The sequence below is a fragment of the Pseudomonas sp. HMSC063H08 genome (assembly GCF_001813645.1).
Taxonomy (GTDB): Bacteria; Pseudomonadota; Gammaproteobacteria; order Pseudomonadales; family Pseudomonadaceae; genus Pseudomonas; species Pseudomonas aeruginosa.
This window is the reverse complement of sequence record NZ_KV813325.1, coordinates 168,525-185,010: the sequence shown is the minus strand read 5'-3', so window position 1 is coordinate 185,010 and position 16,486 is coordinate 168,525. Positions and strand designations below refer to the sequence as shown.

The window sequence follows — 16,486 nt, the reverse complement described above, 5'->3', positions numbered from 1 at the left end:
CCCGCCGGCGCGGAAAGGCTGTACTCTCTGTGCTCATCCGCGAGTCATTCGCCTACCCCCTGAGCAGGAGACGAGAGCCATGGTTCTGCGTTCTGAAATCCTCACCAAGAAAAGCGAGCTGCCCACGCCGGACCAGGCCCTGCCGGGTCGCGAAAGCGCCATGCCGGTGCCCGAAGCGCACTTCGTCAACGGCCGACCGCTGACCGCGCCGTTCCCCGCCGGCCTGCAACAGGTGCTGTTCGGCATGGGCTGCTTCTGGGGCGCCGAGCGTCGCCTCTGGCAGCAACCGGGCGTCTGGGTGACCGCGGTGGGTTATGCCGGCGGCTACACGCCGAACCCGACCTACGACGAAGTCTGCTCCGGCCTGACCGGCCACAGCGAGGTCGTGCTGGTGGTCTACAACCCGCAGGAGACCAGCTTCGAACAGTTGCTCAAGGTATTCTGGGAAGCCCACGACCCGACCCAGGGCATGCGCCAGGGCGGCGACATCGGCACCCAGTACCGCTCGGTGATCTACACCTTCGACGCGGCCCAGAAGGCCGCGGCCATGGCCAGCCGGGAGAGCTTCCAGGCCGAACTGGCGAAAGCCGGCTACGATCGCATCACCACCGAGATCGCCGACGTCCCGCCCTTCTACTACGCCGAGGCCTACCACCAGCAGTACCTGGCGAAGAACCCCAACGGTTACTGCGGCCTGGGCGGCACCGGGGTGTGCCTGCCGGCCTGACGACTATTCCGCCACCATCCAGTCGAGACGCCAGCCGCCCTGGCTCTGGGCCATGACCTCGGCCAGCCAGGGCAGCAGGTCGCGCAGTTCGTCCTCCAGCGGCCACGGCGGATTGACGATGGCCAGCCCGGAGCCGTTGAAACGCTCGGCGTCGTCGATCGGATGCACGTGCAGCTCGGCACGCAGCAGCTTCGGCGCGACGCTACGTTCCAGGGCCTGGTAGAAACGCTTGAGCTGGCGCTCGTCCTTGATCGGATACCAGATCACCACCACCGTCTGGCGCATCCGCCCGATCGCCTCGTCGAGCGCAGCGACACAACGCTGCAATTCGTCGGCCTGCTCGAACGGCGGATCGATCAGCAGCACCGCGCGCTTTTCCGGCGCCGGCAGGAACGCCCGCGGCAGCAGCCAACCGTCGCCCTGGTGCACGGCGACCCGCCGTTCGCCAGCCATGTTGGCCTTGAGCAGGCGGCCGTCCTCGGGATGCAGTTCGTTGAGCAGCACGCGGTCCTGGGCGCGGGTCAGGCGCCGTGCCAGTTCCGGCGAGCCCGGGTAGTAGCGCAGGGAGCCGTCCGGGTTCAGGTGACGGATCACGTCCAGGTAATCGTCCAGTTGCTCAGGCAGGCCTTCGCGCTCCCACAGGCGGGCGATGCCCTGCTCCCACTCGCCGGTGCGGCTGGCCTCGTCACCCTGCAGGTCGTAGAGGCCGACCCCGGAATGGCTGTCCAGGTAGGCGTACGGCGTGTCCTTGCGCCCCAGCAGGGCGAAGATCCGCGCCAGCACCAGGTGCTTGAAGACATCGGCATGGTTGCCGGCGTGGTAAGCGTGACGATAGTTCATGATGACTGCTCCTTGGACAGCGCCAGGCAGCGCTGCTAGCCGGACCGCCCGGCCCCGGCGGATTCGCGCCGACCCCGCGTCGGCACAGGCCCTCGCCCATGGGCGAGGGGCGCGGATTCTACCAGCCTCCCGAGGCTTCGGCAGCGGTCTCGCCGTCGCAGGTTTGGCCCTTGTATCACGCATATCGATGTTGGTTGGCGACCTTCATTCACCAGCCTAGACTCGCTGGCACCCTGGCACCGCCTGCGACGGTCGATGCCTTCGCCGCGCCGCCCCACGATCCCCTTTCGCCGAGGTCGTCATGTCCGAAACCCTGCTCAGTTCCCGCAACCTGGCGTTCGAGCTGTACGAAGTCCTCGATGCCGAAGCCCTGACCCAGCGCCCGCGCTTCGCCGAACATAGCCGCGAAACCTTCGATGCCGCCCTCGGCACCGCGCGGAGCCTGGCGGAAAAGCTGTTCGCCCCGCACAACCGCAAGGGCGACGAACACGAGCCGCTCTATGAGAATGGCTCAGCCACGCTGATTCCGGAAGTGAAGCCGGCAGTGGATGCCTTCCTCGACGCCGGCTTCCTCAACGCCACCCGCAGCTTCGAGCAGGGCGGCATGCAGTTGCCGACCCTGCTGTCGCAGGCCTGCTTCGCCCACTTCCAGGCGGCCAACGTCGGTAGCTCGGCCTATCCGTTCCTGACCATGGGCGCCGCCAACCTGATCGAGAGCTTCGGCAGCGAGGAGCAGAAGCAGCGCTTCCTGCAACCGATGATCGAGGGCCGCTTCTTCGGCACCATGGCCCTCACCGAGCCGCACGCCGGCTCCTCCCTCTCCGACATCCGTACCCGTGCCGAACCGGCCGCCGACGGCAGCTATCGGATCAAGGGCAACAAGATCTTCATCTCCGGCGGCGACCACCCGCTCTCCGAGAACATCGTACACATGGTCCTGGCCAAACTGCCGGATGCCCCGCCGGGGGTGAAAGGCATCTCGCTGTTCATCGTGCCGAAGTTCCTGGTCAACGCCGACGGCAGCCTCGGGCCGCGCAACGACGTGATCCTCGCCGGCCTGTTCCACAAGATGGGTTATCGCGGCACCACCTCCACCGCGCTGAACTTCGGCGACAACGGCGCCTGCGTCGGCTACCTGGTGGGCAAGCCGCACCACGGCCTGGCCTACATGTTCCAGATGATGAACGAGGCGCGCATCGGCGTCGGCATGGGCGCGGTGATGCTTGGCTATGCCGGTTACCTCTATTCGCTGGAGTACGCCCGCGAACGCCCGCAGGGCCGCCTGCCGGACGGCAAGGACCCGAGCGCGCCACAGGTGGCGATCATCCGCCACGCCGACGTGCGGCGCATGCTGCTGACCCAGAAGGCCTATGTCGAAGGCGCCTTCGACCTGGGCCTGTACGCCGCGCGCCTGTTCGACGACAGCCAGACCCTGGAGGACGACGAACAGCGCCGCCAGGCCCACGAACTGCTCGACCTGCTGACCCCGATCGTCAAGTCCTGGCCCTCGGAGTTCTGCCTGAAGGCCAACGAGCTGGCGATCCAGATCCTCGGCGGCCACGGCTACACCCGCGAATACCCGGTGGAACAGTACTACCGCGACAATCGCCTGAACCCGATCCACGAAGGCACCCACGGCATCCAGTCCCTCGACCTGCTGGGACGCAAGGTCGGGCAGAACAACGGCGCCGGCCTGCGCCAGCTGACCCGCCTGATCCAGGACGCCTGCCGGCGCGCCGAAGCCCATCCATCCCTGGCCGCCCTGCGCCAGCCGCTGGAACGGCTGGTGGCGCGGCTGTCCGAGGTGACCCTGGCGCTGCTCGGCGACCTGATGCAGGGCCAGGTCAACCAGGGCCTGGCCAACTCGGCGCTGTACCTGAAGGTGTTCGGCCATGCGGTCATCGGCTGGCGCTGGCTGGAGCAGGCGATCCGCGCCGAGGAAGGGCTGGCTCGCGGCGACTGCGCCGACGCCGACTTCTATCGCGGCAAGTTGCAGGCCGCTCGCTACTTCCTGACCTGGGAAGTGCCTGGTTGCCACCACGAACTGGCGCTGCTGGAGGCCCGCGACGACGTGTGTTCGAGCATGCAGGAAGAATGGTTCTGATCCTGCCTGCCCTTTCCCGCCCCGGTCACGTCCGGGGCTTTTTTATGTCCGGGCATGAACGCCGGGTTGCCGTTGCCTGGCGGCCACGCCAGCGAGTTCGCGCGCACTCGCCCGGACAACGCGAAAGCCTCGGAATTCCTTCGAAAAAAACCGCCGACGCCCCTTTACAGTCCGCCAAATCCGCAGGTTAGAATCACTTGGCATGCGGCCTGCATCCTGTCTACGTAATTCCCCTACGTAAAACCGACCCGTAGCGTCGCCTTCCCCCTGTCCCGCCGCGAGGAGGCCGACCTTGGACGCCGTCACCGTCAATAATTTCTTCCTGATCGGGGCGGTGCTGGTCGGCATGAGCATCCTCGTCAGCTCGCTGTCCTCCCGCCTGGGCATCCCGATCCTGGTGATCTTCCTCGCCGTCGGCATGATCGCCGGCAACGATGGGGTCGGCGGCATCGTCTTCGACAACTATCCGGTGGCCTACCTGGTGGGCAACCTGGCGCTCGCCGTGATCCTCCTCGACGGCGGCCTGCGCACCCGCGTCTCCAGCTTCCGCGTGGCGCTCTGGCCGGCATTGTCGCTGGCCACCCTGGGCGTGCTGGTGACCACCGGCCTGACCGGCATCGCGGCGGCCTGGCTGTTCGACCTGCACTGGATGGAAGGCCTGCTGATCGGCGCCATCGTCGGCTCCACCGACGCCGCCGCGGTGTTCTCCCTGCTCGGCGGCAAAGGTCTCAACGAGCGGGTCACCGCGACCCTGGAGATCGAATCGGGCAGCAACGACCCGATGGCGGTATTCCTCACCGTGACCCTGATCGAGATGCTCGCCAGCGGCCAGACCGGCCTCAGCTGGGGCTTCGTCCTGCACCTGGTGCAGCAGTTCGGTCTCGGCGCCCTGCTCGGTCTCGGCGGCGGCTGGTTGCTGCTGCAACTGATCAACCGCATGCACCTGGCCGGCGGCCTCTACCCGCTGCTGGTGATCAGCGGCGGCCTGCTGGTGTTCGCCCTGGCCAACGCCGTCGGCGGCAGCGGCATCCTGGCCATCTACCTGTGCGGCCTGCTCCTCGGCAACCGGCCGATCCGCAGCCGCCACGGCATCCTGCACATGCTCGACGGCATGGCCTGGCTGGCGCAGATCGGCATGTTCCTGGTCCTCGGCCTGCTGGTCACCCCCCACGACCTGTGGCCGATCGCCCTGCCGGCGCTGGCCCTGGCGCTGTGGATGATCCTGGTGGCGCGGCCGCTGTCGGTGCTGATCGGATTGATCCCGTTCCGCGCCTTCCACGACCGCGAGAAAGCCTTCATCGCCTGGGTCGGCCTGCGCGGCGCGGTGCCGATCATCCTCGCGGTGTTCCCGCTGATGGCCGGCCTGCCGAACGCCCAGCTGTTCTTCAACGTGGCCTTCTTCATCGTCCTGGTCTCGCTGCTGGTGCAGGGCACCAGCCTGCCCTGGGCGGCCAGGCTGCTGCGGGTGGTGGTGCCGCCGGACCCGGCACCGATATCCCGCGCCGGCCTGGAGATCCACCCGACCAGCGAGTGGGAGCTGTTCGTCTACCACCTGAACAAGGAAAAGTGGTGCATCGGCGCCGCCCTGCGCGAGCTGAAGATGCCCGGCGGGACCCGGATCGCCGCGCTGTTCCGCGGCACCGAACTGCTCCACCCGTCGGGCAGCACCATCCTCGAGGCCGACGACATCCTCTGCGTGATCGGCCACGAACACGACCTGCCGGCCCTCGGCAAGCTGTTCAGCCAGGCGCCCGACCGCGGCCTCGGCGCGCGCTTCTTCGGCGACTTCGTGCTGGAAGGCGATGCCCAGCTGTCGGCGGTGGCCTCGCTCTACGGCCTGAAGCTCGACGGCATCGACGGCGAGCAAGCGCTGGGCCGCTTCATCGCCCACGAGATCGGCGGCGAAGCGGTGATCGGCGACCAGGTGGAGTGGAACGGCCTGACCTGGACCGTGGCCGCCCTGGAAGGCAACCGTATCCGCAAGGTCGGCGTGAAGTTTCCGGAAGGCCGCCCAGGGCCCGGACTTTTCCTCTGATTTCCTGTCGAATCCCCGTTCCGTGACGCCTTGCGGCGTCCCGGAGCCACCACTAACCTGCATTCACCCTTCTTCGAGTCTCTTCTCGACCATGCCTGCCCTCCGCTCCCTGATCGCTACTCTTTTCCTCGGCCTCTGCCTTGCCAGTCCGCCGCTCCTCGCCCAGTCCGAGCCGCCCTCGGCCGAAGCCGTCCAGCAAAGCCTCGACAAGCTGGCCGAACGCAAGCTCGCCGAAGCCGACCAGAAGGTCGTCAAGGCCAGACTCGAACAGACCCTCAAGTTCCTCGCCGCGCGCGACGAAGCGCTACAGAGCCTGGAAGACCTGAAAAAGCGCCTGAGCGACGCGCCCCGGCAGATCGAGGATAACCAGCGCGAACTGGAGCGCCTGAAGAAGACCCGCGAACGCCCGGTCAGCGAGCGCTACAGCGGCGAGAGCGTGGCCCGCCTGGAGATGCTGCTCAACGACCGCACCACCCAGCAGGCCGAGTGGCAGAAGGCCCTGGGCGAGGCCAACAGCCTGTCGATCACCGCCGAGACCCGCCCGGAACGAGCCCAGGCCGGCATCAGCAGCATGCAGGCACGAATCCTGGAGATCGGCTCGCTGCTCAAGGCCGGCAAGGAAAGCGGCAAGGCGATCAACGCCGACCGTCGCGGCGAGCTGCTCGCCGAGCAGGCCGCGCTGACCGTGCAGAGCCAGCTGTTGCGCCAGGAACTGGCCGGCAACAACCTGCTGCAGGACCTCGGCAAGAGCCAGCACGATCTGCTCACCGAGAAGATCTCGCGCCTGGAAAAGGAAACCCTCGACCTGCAGGCGTTGATCAGCGAGAAGCGCCGCGAGCAGTCGGAAAAGACCGTCGCCGAGCTGTCCAAGGAAGGCGCCCAGGGGGCCGGCACCGACAGCCTGCTGAGCCAGGAGAACGCCAAGAATCTGCGTCTCTCCGACTACCTGCTGCGCGCCACCGACCGCCTCAACGTGCTCACCCGGCGCAACCTCGAGACCAAGCAGCAACTGGACAACCTGACCCAGTCCAACCAGGCCCTCGAGGAACAGATCAACGTCCTGCGCGGCAGCCTGCTGCTGTCGCGCATCCTCTACAAGCAGAAACAGGCGCTGCCGAAGATCAAGACCGACCAGAGCCTGGCCGACGAGATCGCCGACCTGCGCCTCGGCCAGTTCGAACTGAACCAGGAACGCGACAAGCTGGCGACCCCGCAGCAATACCTGGACGACCTGCTCGCCCAGCAGCCCAGCGAGCAGGTCACGCCGGAACTGCGCAAGGATCTCGACACCCTGCTGGCAACCCGTTCCGAGCTGCTCGAACGGCTCAACCACGAACTCAACGCGCTGCTCAACGAAGCGATCACCTTGCAGTTGAACCAGAAGCAACTGCTTTCCACCAGCGAGAGCCTGCGCACCACCCTCGACGAGCAGATGTTCTGGATTCCCAGCAACCAGCCGCTCGACCTGTCCTGGTTCAAGATGACCCCGACCCTGCTGAAGAACCAGCTCACCGAGATCCCCTGGGGCTCCGGGGTGCGTGAACTGGGCGAAGGCCTGGTCGATCGGCCGCTGCTGTTCCTGCCGCTGTTCCTGCTGATCGCCGCTCTGCTGTGGAAACGCCGCTACCTGTACGACAAGCTGGCGGAGCTGAACGACGACATCGGCCACTTCAAGCGCGACAGCCAGCTGCATACCCCGCTGGCGATCCTGATCACCATCCTCCTCGCCCTGCCCGGCACCCTGACCTTCGCCGTCGCCGGCCTGGCCCTGCTGCTGGACGCCCGCGGCCAGAACGCCACCCTCGGCAGCGCCCTGCTGGAAATGGCCCAGGTCTGGCTGCTGTTCTACACCGCCCATCGCATCCTCACCCCGGGCGGCATCGCCGAGCGGCATTTCCACTGGAGCCGCGAACAGGTCGGCTTCCTCGACAGGCACCTGGTCCGCCTCGGCGTTGTGGTCCTGGCGCTGGTCGGCGTGGTGACGGTGGCCGAGCACCAGCCGGCGAGCCTGGCCGACGACGTGATCGGCATCGCCGTGGTCCTGCTCGGCTACGCGGCCATGGCCTGGCTGCTCAGCCGCCTGCTGTTCAGCAGCCCCGGCGACGAGCGTCCGTCGCTGATCAAGATGATCGTCGGCCTCCTCTTCACCGCGCTGCCGCTGGTGCTCTTCGTCGCGGTCTGCTTCGGCTACTACTACACCTCGCTGAAGCTCACCGACCGTCTCATCGATACCCTTTACCTGCTGCTGCTCTGGTTCGTCATCGAGGCCGCCTTCGTCCGCGGCCTGGGTGTGGCGGCCCGGCGCCTGGCCTACGCCCGGGCCCTGGCGAAACGGCAGAACGCGGCGAAGGAAGGCGTCGACGGCGAGACCAACGTCGAGGAGCCGACCCTCGGCATCGAGCAGATCAACCAGCAATCGCTGCGGCTGATCCGCCTGGCCCTGCTGATCGGCTTCATCGTCTGCCTGTACTGGGTCTGGGCCGACCTGATCAGCGTGATCTCCTACCTCGACAACGTCACCCTGTACCAGTACACCGCCGGCACCGGCGAAGCGGCCACCAGCGTGCCGATCAGCCTGCGCGACTTCCTCGCGGCGCTGGCCATCGCGGTGGTCACCGTGGCCCTGGCGCGCAACCTGCCCGGCCTGCTGGAGGTATTGGTGCTACAGCGCCTGACCCTGGCCCAGGGCAGCGCCTACGCCACCACCACCCTGCTTTCCTATGCCATCAGCGGCATCGGCATCGTCAGCGCCCTGTCCACCCTCGGGGTCAGCTGGGACAAGCTGCAATGGCTGGTGGCGGCGCTCTCGGTAGGCCTCGGTTTCGGCCTGCAGGCGATCTTCTCCAACTTCGTCTCCGGCCTGATCATCCTCTTCGAGCGTCCGGTACGAATCGGCGACGTGGTGACCATCGGCAACCTGTCCGGCACGGTCAGTCGGATCCGCATCCGCGCCACCACCATCACCGATTTCGACCGCAAGGAGATCATCGTCCCGAACCAGACCTTCATCACCGGGCAACTGGTGAACTGGTCGCTGAGCGATACCGTGACCCGGGTCACCATCAAGATCGGCCTGGCCTACGAGACCGACCTGCCGCTGGCGCGCAAGCTGATGATGCAGGCGGTCAAGGAAAACCCGCGGGTACTGCGCGACCCGGAGCCGCTGCTGTACTTCCTGACCATCAGCGCCAGCACCTTCGACTACGAGCTGCGCTTCCACGTCCGCGAACTGGGCGACCGCAACCCCTCTACCGACGAGATCCTGACGAAGATCGCTACCAGCTTCCGCGAACACAAGATCGACATGGCTTTCAACCAGGTCGATGTGTTCGTCAAGAACCTCCAGGGCCAGCAGGTCCAGCTGTTCGTCGGCGAGCCGCAGCACAGCGGCGTCGGCAATCCGCCCGCGCTCAAGGGCCAGGACGGTCCCGCCGAACCGACCCGCTGAACCTCCGGGCCTGGACGCCCTCCGGCAATTCCCAGCACAATGCTCGGGAATTGCTGGAGGCCTCTCTTGAAATCACTCGACGACCTCGACTTCGACAACCGCTTCGCCCGCCTGGGCGACGCCTTCTCCACCGAAGTCCTGCCCGCCCCCATCGCCGAGCCGCGCCTGGTGGTAGCCAGCCCCGCCGCCCTGGCGCTGCTCGACCTGCCAGCGGAAACCAGTGACGAAGCGCTGTTCGCCGAGCTGTTCGGCGGGCACAAGCTGTGGTCGGAGGCCGAGCCGCGGGCGATGGTGTATTCCGGCCACCAGTTCGGCTCCTATAACCCGCGCCTGGGCGACGGCCGCGGCCTGCTGCTCGGCGAGGTGATCAACCAGGCCGGCGAGCACTGGGACCTGCACCTCAAGGGCGCCGGCCAGACCCCCTACTCGCGGATGGGCGACGGGCGCGCCGTGCTGCGCTCGTCGATCCGCGAGTTCCTCGCCTCCGAAGCCCTTCCGGCACTGGGCATTCCCAGCAGCCGGGCGCTCTGCGTGATCGGTTCGAGCACGCCGGTCTGGCGCGAGAAGAAGGAAAGCGCGGCGACGCTGCTGCGCCTGGCGCCCAGCCACGTGCGCTTCGGTCACTTCGAATACTTCTACTACACCCGCCAGCACGACCAGTTGAAACAGTTGGCGGCGTTCGTCCTGGAACACCACTTCGCCGACTGCAACGCAGCCGAGCGGCCGTACGCGGCGATGTTCCGCCAGGTCGTCGAGCGCAACGCCGAACTCATCGCCCGCTGGCAGGCCTATGGCTTCTGCCACGGGGTGATGAACACCGACAACATGTCAATCCTCGGCATTACCTTCGACTACGGGCCCTACGCCTTCCTCGACGATTTCGACGCCAATCACATCTGCAATCACTCCGACGACGCCGGCCGCTACTCCTTCAGCAACCAGGTACCGATCGCCCATTGGAACCTGGCCGCCCTGGCCCAGGCGCTGACGCCACTGGTGGAAGTGGACGAACTGCGCGCCAGCCTCGACCTGTTCCTGCCCCTCTACCAGGCCCACTACCTCGACCTGATGCGCCGGCGCCTGGGTCTGGGCGTCGCCGCGGAGAACGACCAGGCCCTGGTCCAGGAACTGTTGCAGCGCATGCAGGGCAGCGCGGTGGATTACTCGCTGTTCTTCCGCCGACTCGGCGAAGAAACTCCGGAGCGGGCGCTGGCCAGCCTGCGCGACGACTTCGTCGACCGCGAGGCCTTCGACCGCTGGGCCGAAGCCTACCGTCGGCGCGTCGAGGAAGAAGGCGGAGACCAGGAGTCGCGGCGCCGGCGCATGCACGCGGTCAATCCGCTCTATGTGCTGCGCAACTACCTGGCACAGCAGGCTATCGAAGCGGCCGAGCAGGGCGACTACACGGAAGTCCGCTTGCTGCACCAGGTGCTGAGTCGCCCGTTCGAGGAACAGCCGGGCATGGAGCGCTTCACTCGGCGCCCACCGGACTGGGGGCGGCACCTGGAAATCAGTTGCTCCTCCTGACGGGATGCCCTGACAGAACGGCGGCCGATAATGCCGCAATGGAATAAATACCTTCGGAAAACTTCTTAGACGCACTAAGAAAAGCCGATTATCTTCGCCGCCACACTTATTCCAGCCTGTTCTACCACCTCCTGTCAGGCGCCTTGCCGCATGAAGATACGCGACCTCGATCTCAGCCAGAGTTCGATCAACACCGAACACCAGGCGCTAGGTCTGCCTCCTGTCGAAGATTTCGTCACCCATCCGGACGACCACCCGGTACTGCGCGCCGCCATGTGGGCGGCGGTGCTGATCCTGGTCGGCCTGCTCGCCTTCCTGGCCTGGCGCCTGTTCTTCGACAACGGCGGCAGCAACGGCTTCGAGATCATCGAGCAGGCCCTGACCAGCCGGGGTTTCTGGAGCGCGGTGGCGGTGGGCTTCTTCGCCCAGGTGATCGACGGTGCGCTGGGCATGGCCTATGGCATCACCGCGACTACCTTCCTGCTCAGCGCTGGTGCCACGCCGGCCGCTGCCAGCGCCAGCGTGCACATCGCCGAAGTGTTCACCACCGGCTTTTCCGGGATTTCCCACGTCAAGCTCGGCAACGTCAACAAGTCACTCTTCCTCCGCCTGCTGCTGCCGGGAATGATCGGCGCGGTGCTCGGCGCCGTGCTGATAACCCGCTTCGACGGCCACCAGCTCAAGCCCTTCATCTCCGCCTACCTGCTGCTGATGGGCCTGTACATCCTGAGCAAGGCCTACCGCCACGTGATCAAGCGCCGGGCACCGCGCCACGTGGCCAAGCTGGCACTCTTCGGCGGCTTCGTCGATGCTGCCGGCGGCGGCGGCTGGGGCCCGGTGGTCACCAGCAGCCTGATCGGCTCGGGTAGCGACCCGCGCACCACCATCGGCTCGGTGAACTTCGCCGAGTTCTTCCTGACCATCGCCAGCGCCACCTCCTTCATCCTCCTCGCTGGCCAGCCGGACACCTGGAAGATGGTCGCCGGACTGGTCTTCGGCGGCCTGTTCGCCGCGCCGTTCGCCGCCCTGCTGTGCAAGAAGCTTTCGCCGCGCACCCTGCTGGTCATCGTCGGCACCCTGATCACCCTGATCAGCGCCTACAACATCTACATCGGCCTGCGCTGACAGGCATAAGCGGCGAACACAACGGTCTAACCAGGCACGCTTTTCCTTGCCCGGGCGCATTGACCCGCTCGGCGCGCTTTCCCATGCTGCGTCCTTCCAATCTGCCCGAAGGAACGCTGCATGAAACTGGAAACCCTGGCCGTCCACGCCGGCTACAGCCCTGACCCGACCACCCGCGCGGTGGCGGTGCCGATCTACCAGACCACCTCCTACGCCTTCGACGACACCCAGCATGGCGCCGACCTGTTCGACCTGAAGGTACCGGGCAACATCTACACACGGATCATGAACCCCACCAACGACGTACTGGAACAGCGCGTCGCGGCGCTGGAAGGCGGGGTCGGGGCGCTGGCGGTGGCCTCGGGGATGGCGGCCATCACCTACGCGATCCAGACCGTCGCCGAGGCCGGCGACAACATCGTCTCGGTGGCCAAGCTCTACGGCGGCACCTACAACCTGCTGGCCCACACCCTGCCACGCATCGGCATCCAGGCGCGCTTCGCCGCCCACGACGACGTCGCCGCCCTGGAAGCGCTGATCGACGAGCGGACCAAGGCCGTGTTCTGCGAAACCATCGGCAACCCGGCGGGCAACATCATCGACCTGCAGGCACTGGCCGACGCCGCTCACCGCCACGGCGTGCCGCTGATCGTCGACAACACGGTAGCCACCCCGGTGCTCTGCCGGCCGTTCGAGCACGGCGCCGACATCGTCGTGCACTCGCTGACCAAGTACATGGGCGGCCACGGCACCAGCATCGGCGGGATCGTGGTCGACTCCGGCAGATTCGACTGGGCGGCGAACAAGTCGCGCTTCCCGCTGCTGAACACGCCCGATCCGTCCTACCACGGCGTCACCTACACCGAGGCCTTCGGACCCGCCGCCTTCATCGGCCGCTGCCGGGTGGTACCGCTGCGCAACATGGGCGCGGCGCTCTCGCCGTTCAACGCCTTCCTCATCCTCCAAGGCCTGGAGACCCTGGCGCTGCGCATGGAGCGCCACTGCGACAACGCCCTCGCCGTGGCCCGCTACCTGCAGCAGCATCCGCAGGTGGCCTGGGTGAAATACGCCGGCCTCGCCGACAACCCCGAGCACGCCCTGGCCCGGCGCTACCTGGGGGGCCGCCCGGCGGCGATCCTGTCTTTCGGCATCCAGGGCGGCAGCGCCGCCGGCGCGCGCTTCATCGACGCCTTGAAGCTGGTGGTGCGGCTGGTCAACATCGGCGACGCCAAGTCCCTGGCCTGCCACCCGGCGAGCACCACCCACCGCCAGTTGAACGCGGAGGAACTGGCCCGCGCCGGAGTCTCCGACGACATGGTGCGGCTGTCGATCGGCATCGAGCACATCGACGACATCCTCGCCGACCTCGACCAGGCCCTGGCCGCCGCCGCACGCTGAGCGGATCGGTCAGTCCGGGCGAGCGTTTCGGTCCTTGCCCGGCCTGGCCGGCCGGCTAGTCTGGCTGGGATCCCCGACATGGAGAGCGCCATGCCACTGCCCACCGAACTCGCCAGGCACCTGACCGAAGAAAAGATCGCCTTCGTCCAGCGCAGCGGACTCAGGGCGGAAGTCCTCGAACCCGGCTACGTGCGCCTGCGCATGCCGGGCGCCGGCAACGAGAACCACATCGGCAGCATGTACGCCGGGGCGCTCTTCACCCTCGCCGAACTTCCCGGTGGCGCGCTGTTCCTGACCAGCTTCGACAGCGCCCGCTTCTATCCCATCGTCAAGGAGATGACCTTGCGCTTCCGCCGTCCGGCCAAGGGCGACATACGCGTCGAGGCACGCCTGGATGCCGAGCGCATCCGCCAACTGGAAACCGAGGCCGGAGAGCGCGGCAAGGCCGAATACAGCCTCGAACTGCAACTCACCGACGAGCAGGGCGAGGTAGTGGCGGAAAGCGCCGCGCTGTACCAGCTACGCAGCCACGCGCGACCCTGACTGGCAGATTTCGCAGGGCCCGGCGAAGGTTTTTTCTGCCGTGGATCAAGGTCCGTAGCGAGCTGCGGCGCGACAGTGGGGAAGCCAGCGTAGCCATCCCACGGAGTCCGCCATGATCCGCCACCTCCTGGTCGCCCACGACCTCACCCCGGAAGCCGACGTCGCCCTCGCCCGCGCCGCCCAGTTGGCCCGCCAGCACGATGCGCGGGTCAGTCTGCTGCACGTGTACGACCCGGGGCTATCGGCGTCGGCGGTGAAGACCGTCAGCGCCATGCTGCAACTCAAGCGCAAGGAGGCCGGCCTCGACGAGGACAGCGCCATCCACCTGTTCAGGGGCCAGCCGATCGACGGCATCCTGCAGCAGACCCGGGCGCTCGAACCGGACCTGCTGCTGATGGGCGCACACCACCAGAAGACCTTCGAACGCTTCGGCAACACCACCCTCGACCAAGTGGTGCGGCGCAGCCGGGTGCCGGTGCTGCTCGCCGTGCGCGAGGCGGACGAACCCTACCGCCAGGCGCTCAGCGCCCTGGACTTTTCCCAGTGCGCCTGTACCGCGCTGCGCCAGGCCTACCGCCTGCTGCCGGTGGAAGCCGACCTGCACGCCCTGCACGTGTTCGAGTCCCCCGACGACGGCGTGCTCGGCCTGCCCCGGCAGAATGCCGCGCACCTGGCCACCCAGGCCGGGCTGATCGAACAATTGCTGAGCGACGAGCAGGAGCGCCTGCCGGGCGTCGGGCCGCAGCTGAGCCACGAAGTGGTTCCCGGCGTGCTGCCGTACAGCCTGGACGCCGCGTTGAAGCAGCGCCAGCCGGAGCTGCTCGCCCTCGGCCGGCACAGCCGCAACGCGCTGATGCAGGCGCTGCTCGGCAACCTGGCGCAACGTTACCTGCGCCAGCCGAGCTGCGACGTCCTGGTTACCTCGTAGAAGCGCTGCCGCAGAGGCTGCTCAGCTTTCGAGCAGCCCGTGCAACTCGACGAACTGCTGGGTCAACTTGTGCCGCGGTTCGAGGAAGATCAGCGGGGTGCAAGCCTGGTGCGACTCGCGCATCTTCACCGAGCTCATCAGGTACACCGGCAGCACCGGCAGTTCCTCCGCCACCAGCTCGTCGAGCAGTTGCTGCGGCAGGCTGGCGCGCGGCTGGAACTGGTTGACCACGATGCCCTCGACCTGCAGGTCTTCGTTGTGGTCGTCGCGCAGTTCCTCGATCTCCTGGAGAAGGCCATACAGCGCCTGGCGGGAGAAGCTGTCGCAATCGAAGGGAATCAGGCAGCGATCGGCAGCGATCAGCGCAGATACCGTGTAGAAATTCAGTGCCGGCGGGGTATCCAGGTAGATCCGGTCGTAGTCTTCGTCCAGTTCGTCCAGCAATTTGCGCAGCTTGTTGATCTTGTGCTTCGACTCCAGCTTCGGCTGCAGGTCGGCCAGTTCGGGGCTGGAGGTGACGATGTGCAGGTTGTCGAACGGCGTCTCGTAGATCTCGACCCTGCCCTTCTTGCTGAAGGGCCCGGAAGACAAGGTCTGCTTGAAGAAGTCGGCGATCCCCACCGGCAGGTCCTCGCCGGTCAGTCCGGTCAGGTAGTGCGTGGAGTTGGCCTGGGCGTCCAGGTCCACCAGCAGGGTGCGATAGCCCTCCGCCGCGCTGACCGCCGCCAGGTTGCAGGCGATGCTGGACTTGCCTACCCCGCCTTTCTGATTGAACACCACGCGCCGCATGGGAAATCTCCGTGAGCCGAGCCTGATCCCGGATGATAGGCAAAGCCGCGGGCAAGCGCGAGCGCCGTCTCGGTCCTGACATAGAGCGGTTCAGCGCCGGCGCAGGCTGGCCGCCTCGCGGGTCACCAGGTCGATGAAGGACAGCGCCAGCGGCGAGCCCTCGTTCTGCCGGCGGACCAGCCATACCGCAGTCGTCGCCTCGGGATCGCTCAGGGTGCGGTAGACCACGCCGTCGACCCGGGTGCGGCGGAACGACGCCGGCAGGATCGACACCCCCAGTCCGGCCGAGACCAGGCCGATGATGGTCATCGCCTCGCTGGCCTCCTGGGCGATGCGCGGGCTGAAGCCGGCCTGTCGGGTCAGGGCGATGACCTGGTCGTAGAGCCCGGTGCCGTAGCTGCGCGGGAAGAACACGAAGGGCTCCTCGGCCAGGGCGGCGATGGCCAGGCCATCCTCGCTGCCGGCCGCCAGCGGATGGTCGGCCCGCAGCACCGCCACCAGCGGTTCGCGGAACAACTCCACCCAATGCACCGCATCCGGCAGCGCCAGCGGGCGGATCACGCCCACCTGCAGGCTTTCCTCGAGCAGCGCCTTGAGTACCTGGCGGCTGCTCATTTCCTGCAGGTCGAGGTGTACGTCCGGATAGGCCTTGCGGAAGGCATGGATGCTGCTGGGTATGGTCGAGGTGAAGGGTGCCGAGGAAGTGAAACCGATCTTCAGCTCGCCCAGTTCCCCCAGGTGGGCGCGACGCGCCAGCAGCACCGCCTTGTCTACCTGGGCCAGCACCTGGCGGGACTCGTCGAGGAACAGCCGGCCGGCGTCGGTGAGTTCGACGCGGCGGTTGGTGCGCTCGAACAGGCGCGCACCGATTTCCTCCTCCAGCGCCTGGATCTGCTGGCTCAACGGCGGCTGGGAGATCCCCAGGCGCTCGGCGGCGCGGCCGAAGTGCAGCTCCTCGGCGACGGCGATGAAATAGCGCAGGTGCCTGAGTTCCACGCGGCCCCTCCAATTAGGTCTTTTTA

The 16,486-nt window shown here is 67.0% G+C and carries 12 protein-coding genes; 9 read left to right on the top strand and 3 right to left on the bottom strand.

Going from position 1 to position 16,486, the window contains the following annotated elements:
* Positions 1-79 precede the first annotated feature (79 nt).
* Positions 80-727, top strand: coding sequence for a peptide-methionine (S)-S-oxide reductase MsrA (gene msrA / locus HMPREF2924_RS01290; protein ID WP_003095789.1), 648 nt, complete (start codon positions 80-82; stop codon positions 725-727).
* 3 nt (positions 728-730) lie between these two features.
* Here the strand turns inward: msrA and HMPREF2924_RS01285 are convergent, their stop codons facing one another.
* Positions 731-1,567 (bottom strand): 23S rRNA (adenine(2030)-N(6))-methyltransferase RlmJ, encoded by an 837-nt coding sequence (locus HMPREF2924_RS01285; RefSeq protein WP_003135706.1) that lies wholly within the window; start codon positions 1,565-1,567, stop codon positions 731-733.
* A 301-nt stretch (positions 1,568-1,868) separates the two neighbouring features.
* Between HMPREF2924_RS01285 and HMPREF2924_RS01280 the strand changes: the two genes are divergently transcribed.
* The 8 genes from HMPREF2924_RS01280 to HMPREF2924_RS01245 all read left to right on the top strand — a co-directional run bounded on the left by HMPREF2924_RS01280 (position 1,869) and on the right by HMPREF2924_RS01245 (position 14,675).
* A complete protein-coding gene (locus HMPREF2924_RS01280) occupies positions 1,869-3,671 on the top strand; it encodes an acyl-CoA dehydrogenase (RefSeq protein WP_003095792.1) in 1,803 nt (600 codons plus the stop codon).
* A 292-nt stretch (positions 3,672-3,963) separates the two neighbouring features.
* On the top strand, positions 3,964-5,706 hold the full coding sequence (locus HMPREF2924_RS01275; RefSeq protein ID WP_003095795.1) for a potassium/proton antiporter: 1,743 nt from the start codon (positions 3,964-3,966) through the stop codon (positions 5,704-5,706).
* A 91-nt stretch (positions 5,707-5,797) separates the two neighbouring features.
* A complete protein-coding gene (gene mscK, locus HMPREF2924_RS01270; protein ID WP_003095799.1) occupies positions 5,798-9,154 on the top strand; it encodes a mechanosensitive channel MscK in 3,357 nt (1,118 codons plus the stop codon).
* 66 nt (positions 9,155-9,220) lie between these two features.
* The gene (gene selO, locus HMPREF2924_RS01265) at positions 9,221-10,681 is read left to right on the top strand and encodes a protein adenylyltransferase SelO (protein WP_003135708.1); all 1,461 of its coding nucleotides are present in this window, start codon (positions 9,221-9,223) and stop codon (positions 10,679-10,681) included.
* A gap of 150 nt (positions 10,682-10,831) precedes the next feature.
* A complete protein-coding gene (locus HMPREF2924_RS01260) occupies positions 10,832-11,806 on the top strand; it encodes a sulfite exporter TauE/SafE family protein (RefSeq protein WP_003095804.1) in 975 nt (324 codons plus the stop codon).
* A gap of 120 nt (positions 11,807-11,926) precedes the next feature.
* Entirely contained in the window at positions 11,927-13,204 is a 1,278-nt protein-coding gene (locus tag HMPREF2924_RS01255) for a bifunctional O-acetylhomoserine aminocarboxypropyltransferase/cysteine synthase (protein WP_023094927.1), read from the top strand.
* A 90-nt stretch (positions 13,205-13,294) separates the two neighbouring features.
* The gene (locus HMPREF2924_RS01250) at positions 13,295-13,747 is read left to right on the top strand and encodes a YiiD C-terminal domain-containing protein (protein ID WP_003114565.1); all 453 of its coding nucleotides are present in this window, start codon (positions 13,295-13,297) and stop codon (positions 13,745-13,747) included.
* A 112-nt stretch (positions 13,748-13,859) separates the two neighbouring features.
* Positions 13,860-14,675 carry a universal stress protein gene (locus HMPREF2924_RS01245; protein WP_003095811.1) on the top strand — a complete coding sequence of 272 codons (816 nt, stop codon included), beginning with the start codon at positions 13,860-13,862 and terminating at the stop codon, positions 14,673-14,675.
* A gap of 21 nt (positions 14,676-14,696) precedes the next feature.
* Here HMPREF2924_RS01245 and HMPREF2924_RS01240 read toward each other — a convergent pair whose 3' ends face one another.
* Both HMPREF2924_RS01240 and HMPREF2924_RS01235 read right to left on the bottom strand, forming a co-directional pair.
* Positions 14,697-15,464, bottom strand: coding sequence for a ParA family protein (locus HMPREF2924_RS01240; protein ID WP_003103688.1), 768 nt, complete (start codon positions 15,462-15,464; stop codon positions 14,697-14,699).
* Between the two features lie 90 nt (positions 15,465-15,554).
* Positions 15,555-16,460, bottom strand: coding sequence for a LysR family transcriptional regulator (locus tag HMPREF2924_RS01235; RefSeq protein ID WP_003095817.1), 906 nt, complete (start codon positions 16,458-16,460; stop codon positions 15,555-15,557).
* Positions 16,461-16,486 lie beyond the last annotated feature (26 nt).

Bases quoted from the DNA above. Each gene is read 5' to 3' on its own strand.
- msrA (WP_003095789.1), top strand. From the start codon at position 80: ATGGTTCTGCGTTCTGAAATCCTCACCAAGAAAAGCGAGCTGCCCACG.
- HMPREF2924_RS01260 (WP_003095804.1), top strand. From the start codon at position 10,832: ATGAAGATACGCGACCTCGATCTCAGCCAGAGTTCGATCAACACCGAA.
- HMPREF2924_RS01250 (WP_003114565.1), top strand. From the start codon at position 13,295: ATGCCACTGCCCACCGAACTCGCCAGGCACCTGACCGAAGAAAAGATC.
- HMPREF2924_RS01240 (WP_003103688.1), bottom strand. From the start codon at position 15,464: ATGCGGCGCGTGGTGTTCAATCAGAAAGGCGGGGTAGGCAAGTCCAGC.
- HMPREF2924_RS01285 (WP_003135706.1), bottom strand. From the start codon at position 1,567: ATGAACTATCGTCACGCTTACCACGCCGGCAACCATGCCGATGTCTTC.
- mscK (WP_003095799.1), top strand. From the start codon at position 5,798: ATGCCTGCCCTCCGCTCCCTGATCGCTACTCTTTTCCTCGGCCTCTGC.
- HMPREF2924_RS01245 (WP_003095811.1), top strand. From the start codon at position 13,860: ATGATCCGCCACCTCCTGGTCGCCCACGACCTCACCCCGGAAGCCGAC.
- HMPREF2924_RS01280 (WP_003095792.1), top strand. From the start codon at position 1,869: ATGTCCGAAACCCTGCTCAGTTCCCGCAACCTGGCGTTCGAGCTGTAC.
- HMPREF2924_RS01255 (WP_023094927.1), top strand. From the start codon at position 11,927: ATGAAACTGGAAACCCTGGCCGTCCACGCCGGCTACAGCCCTGACCCG.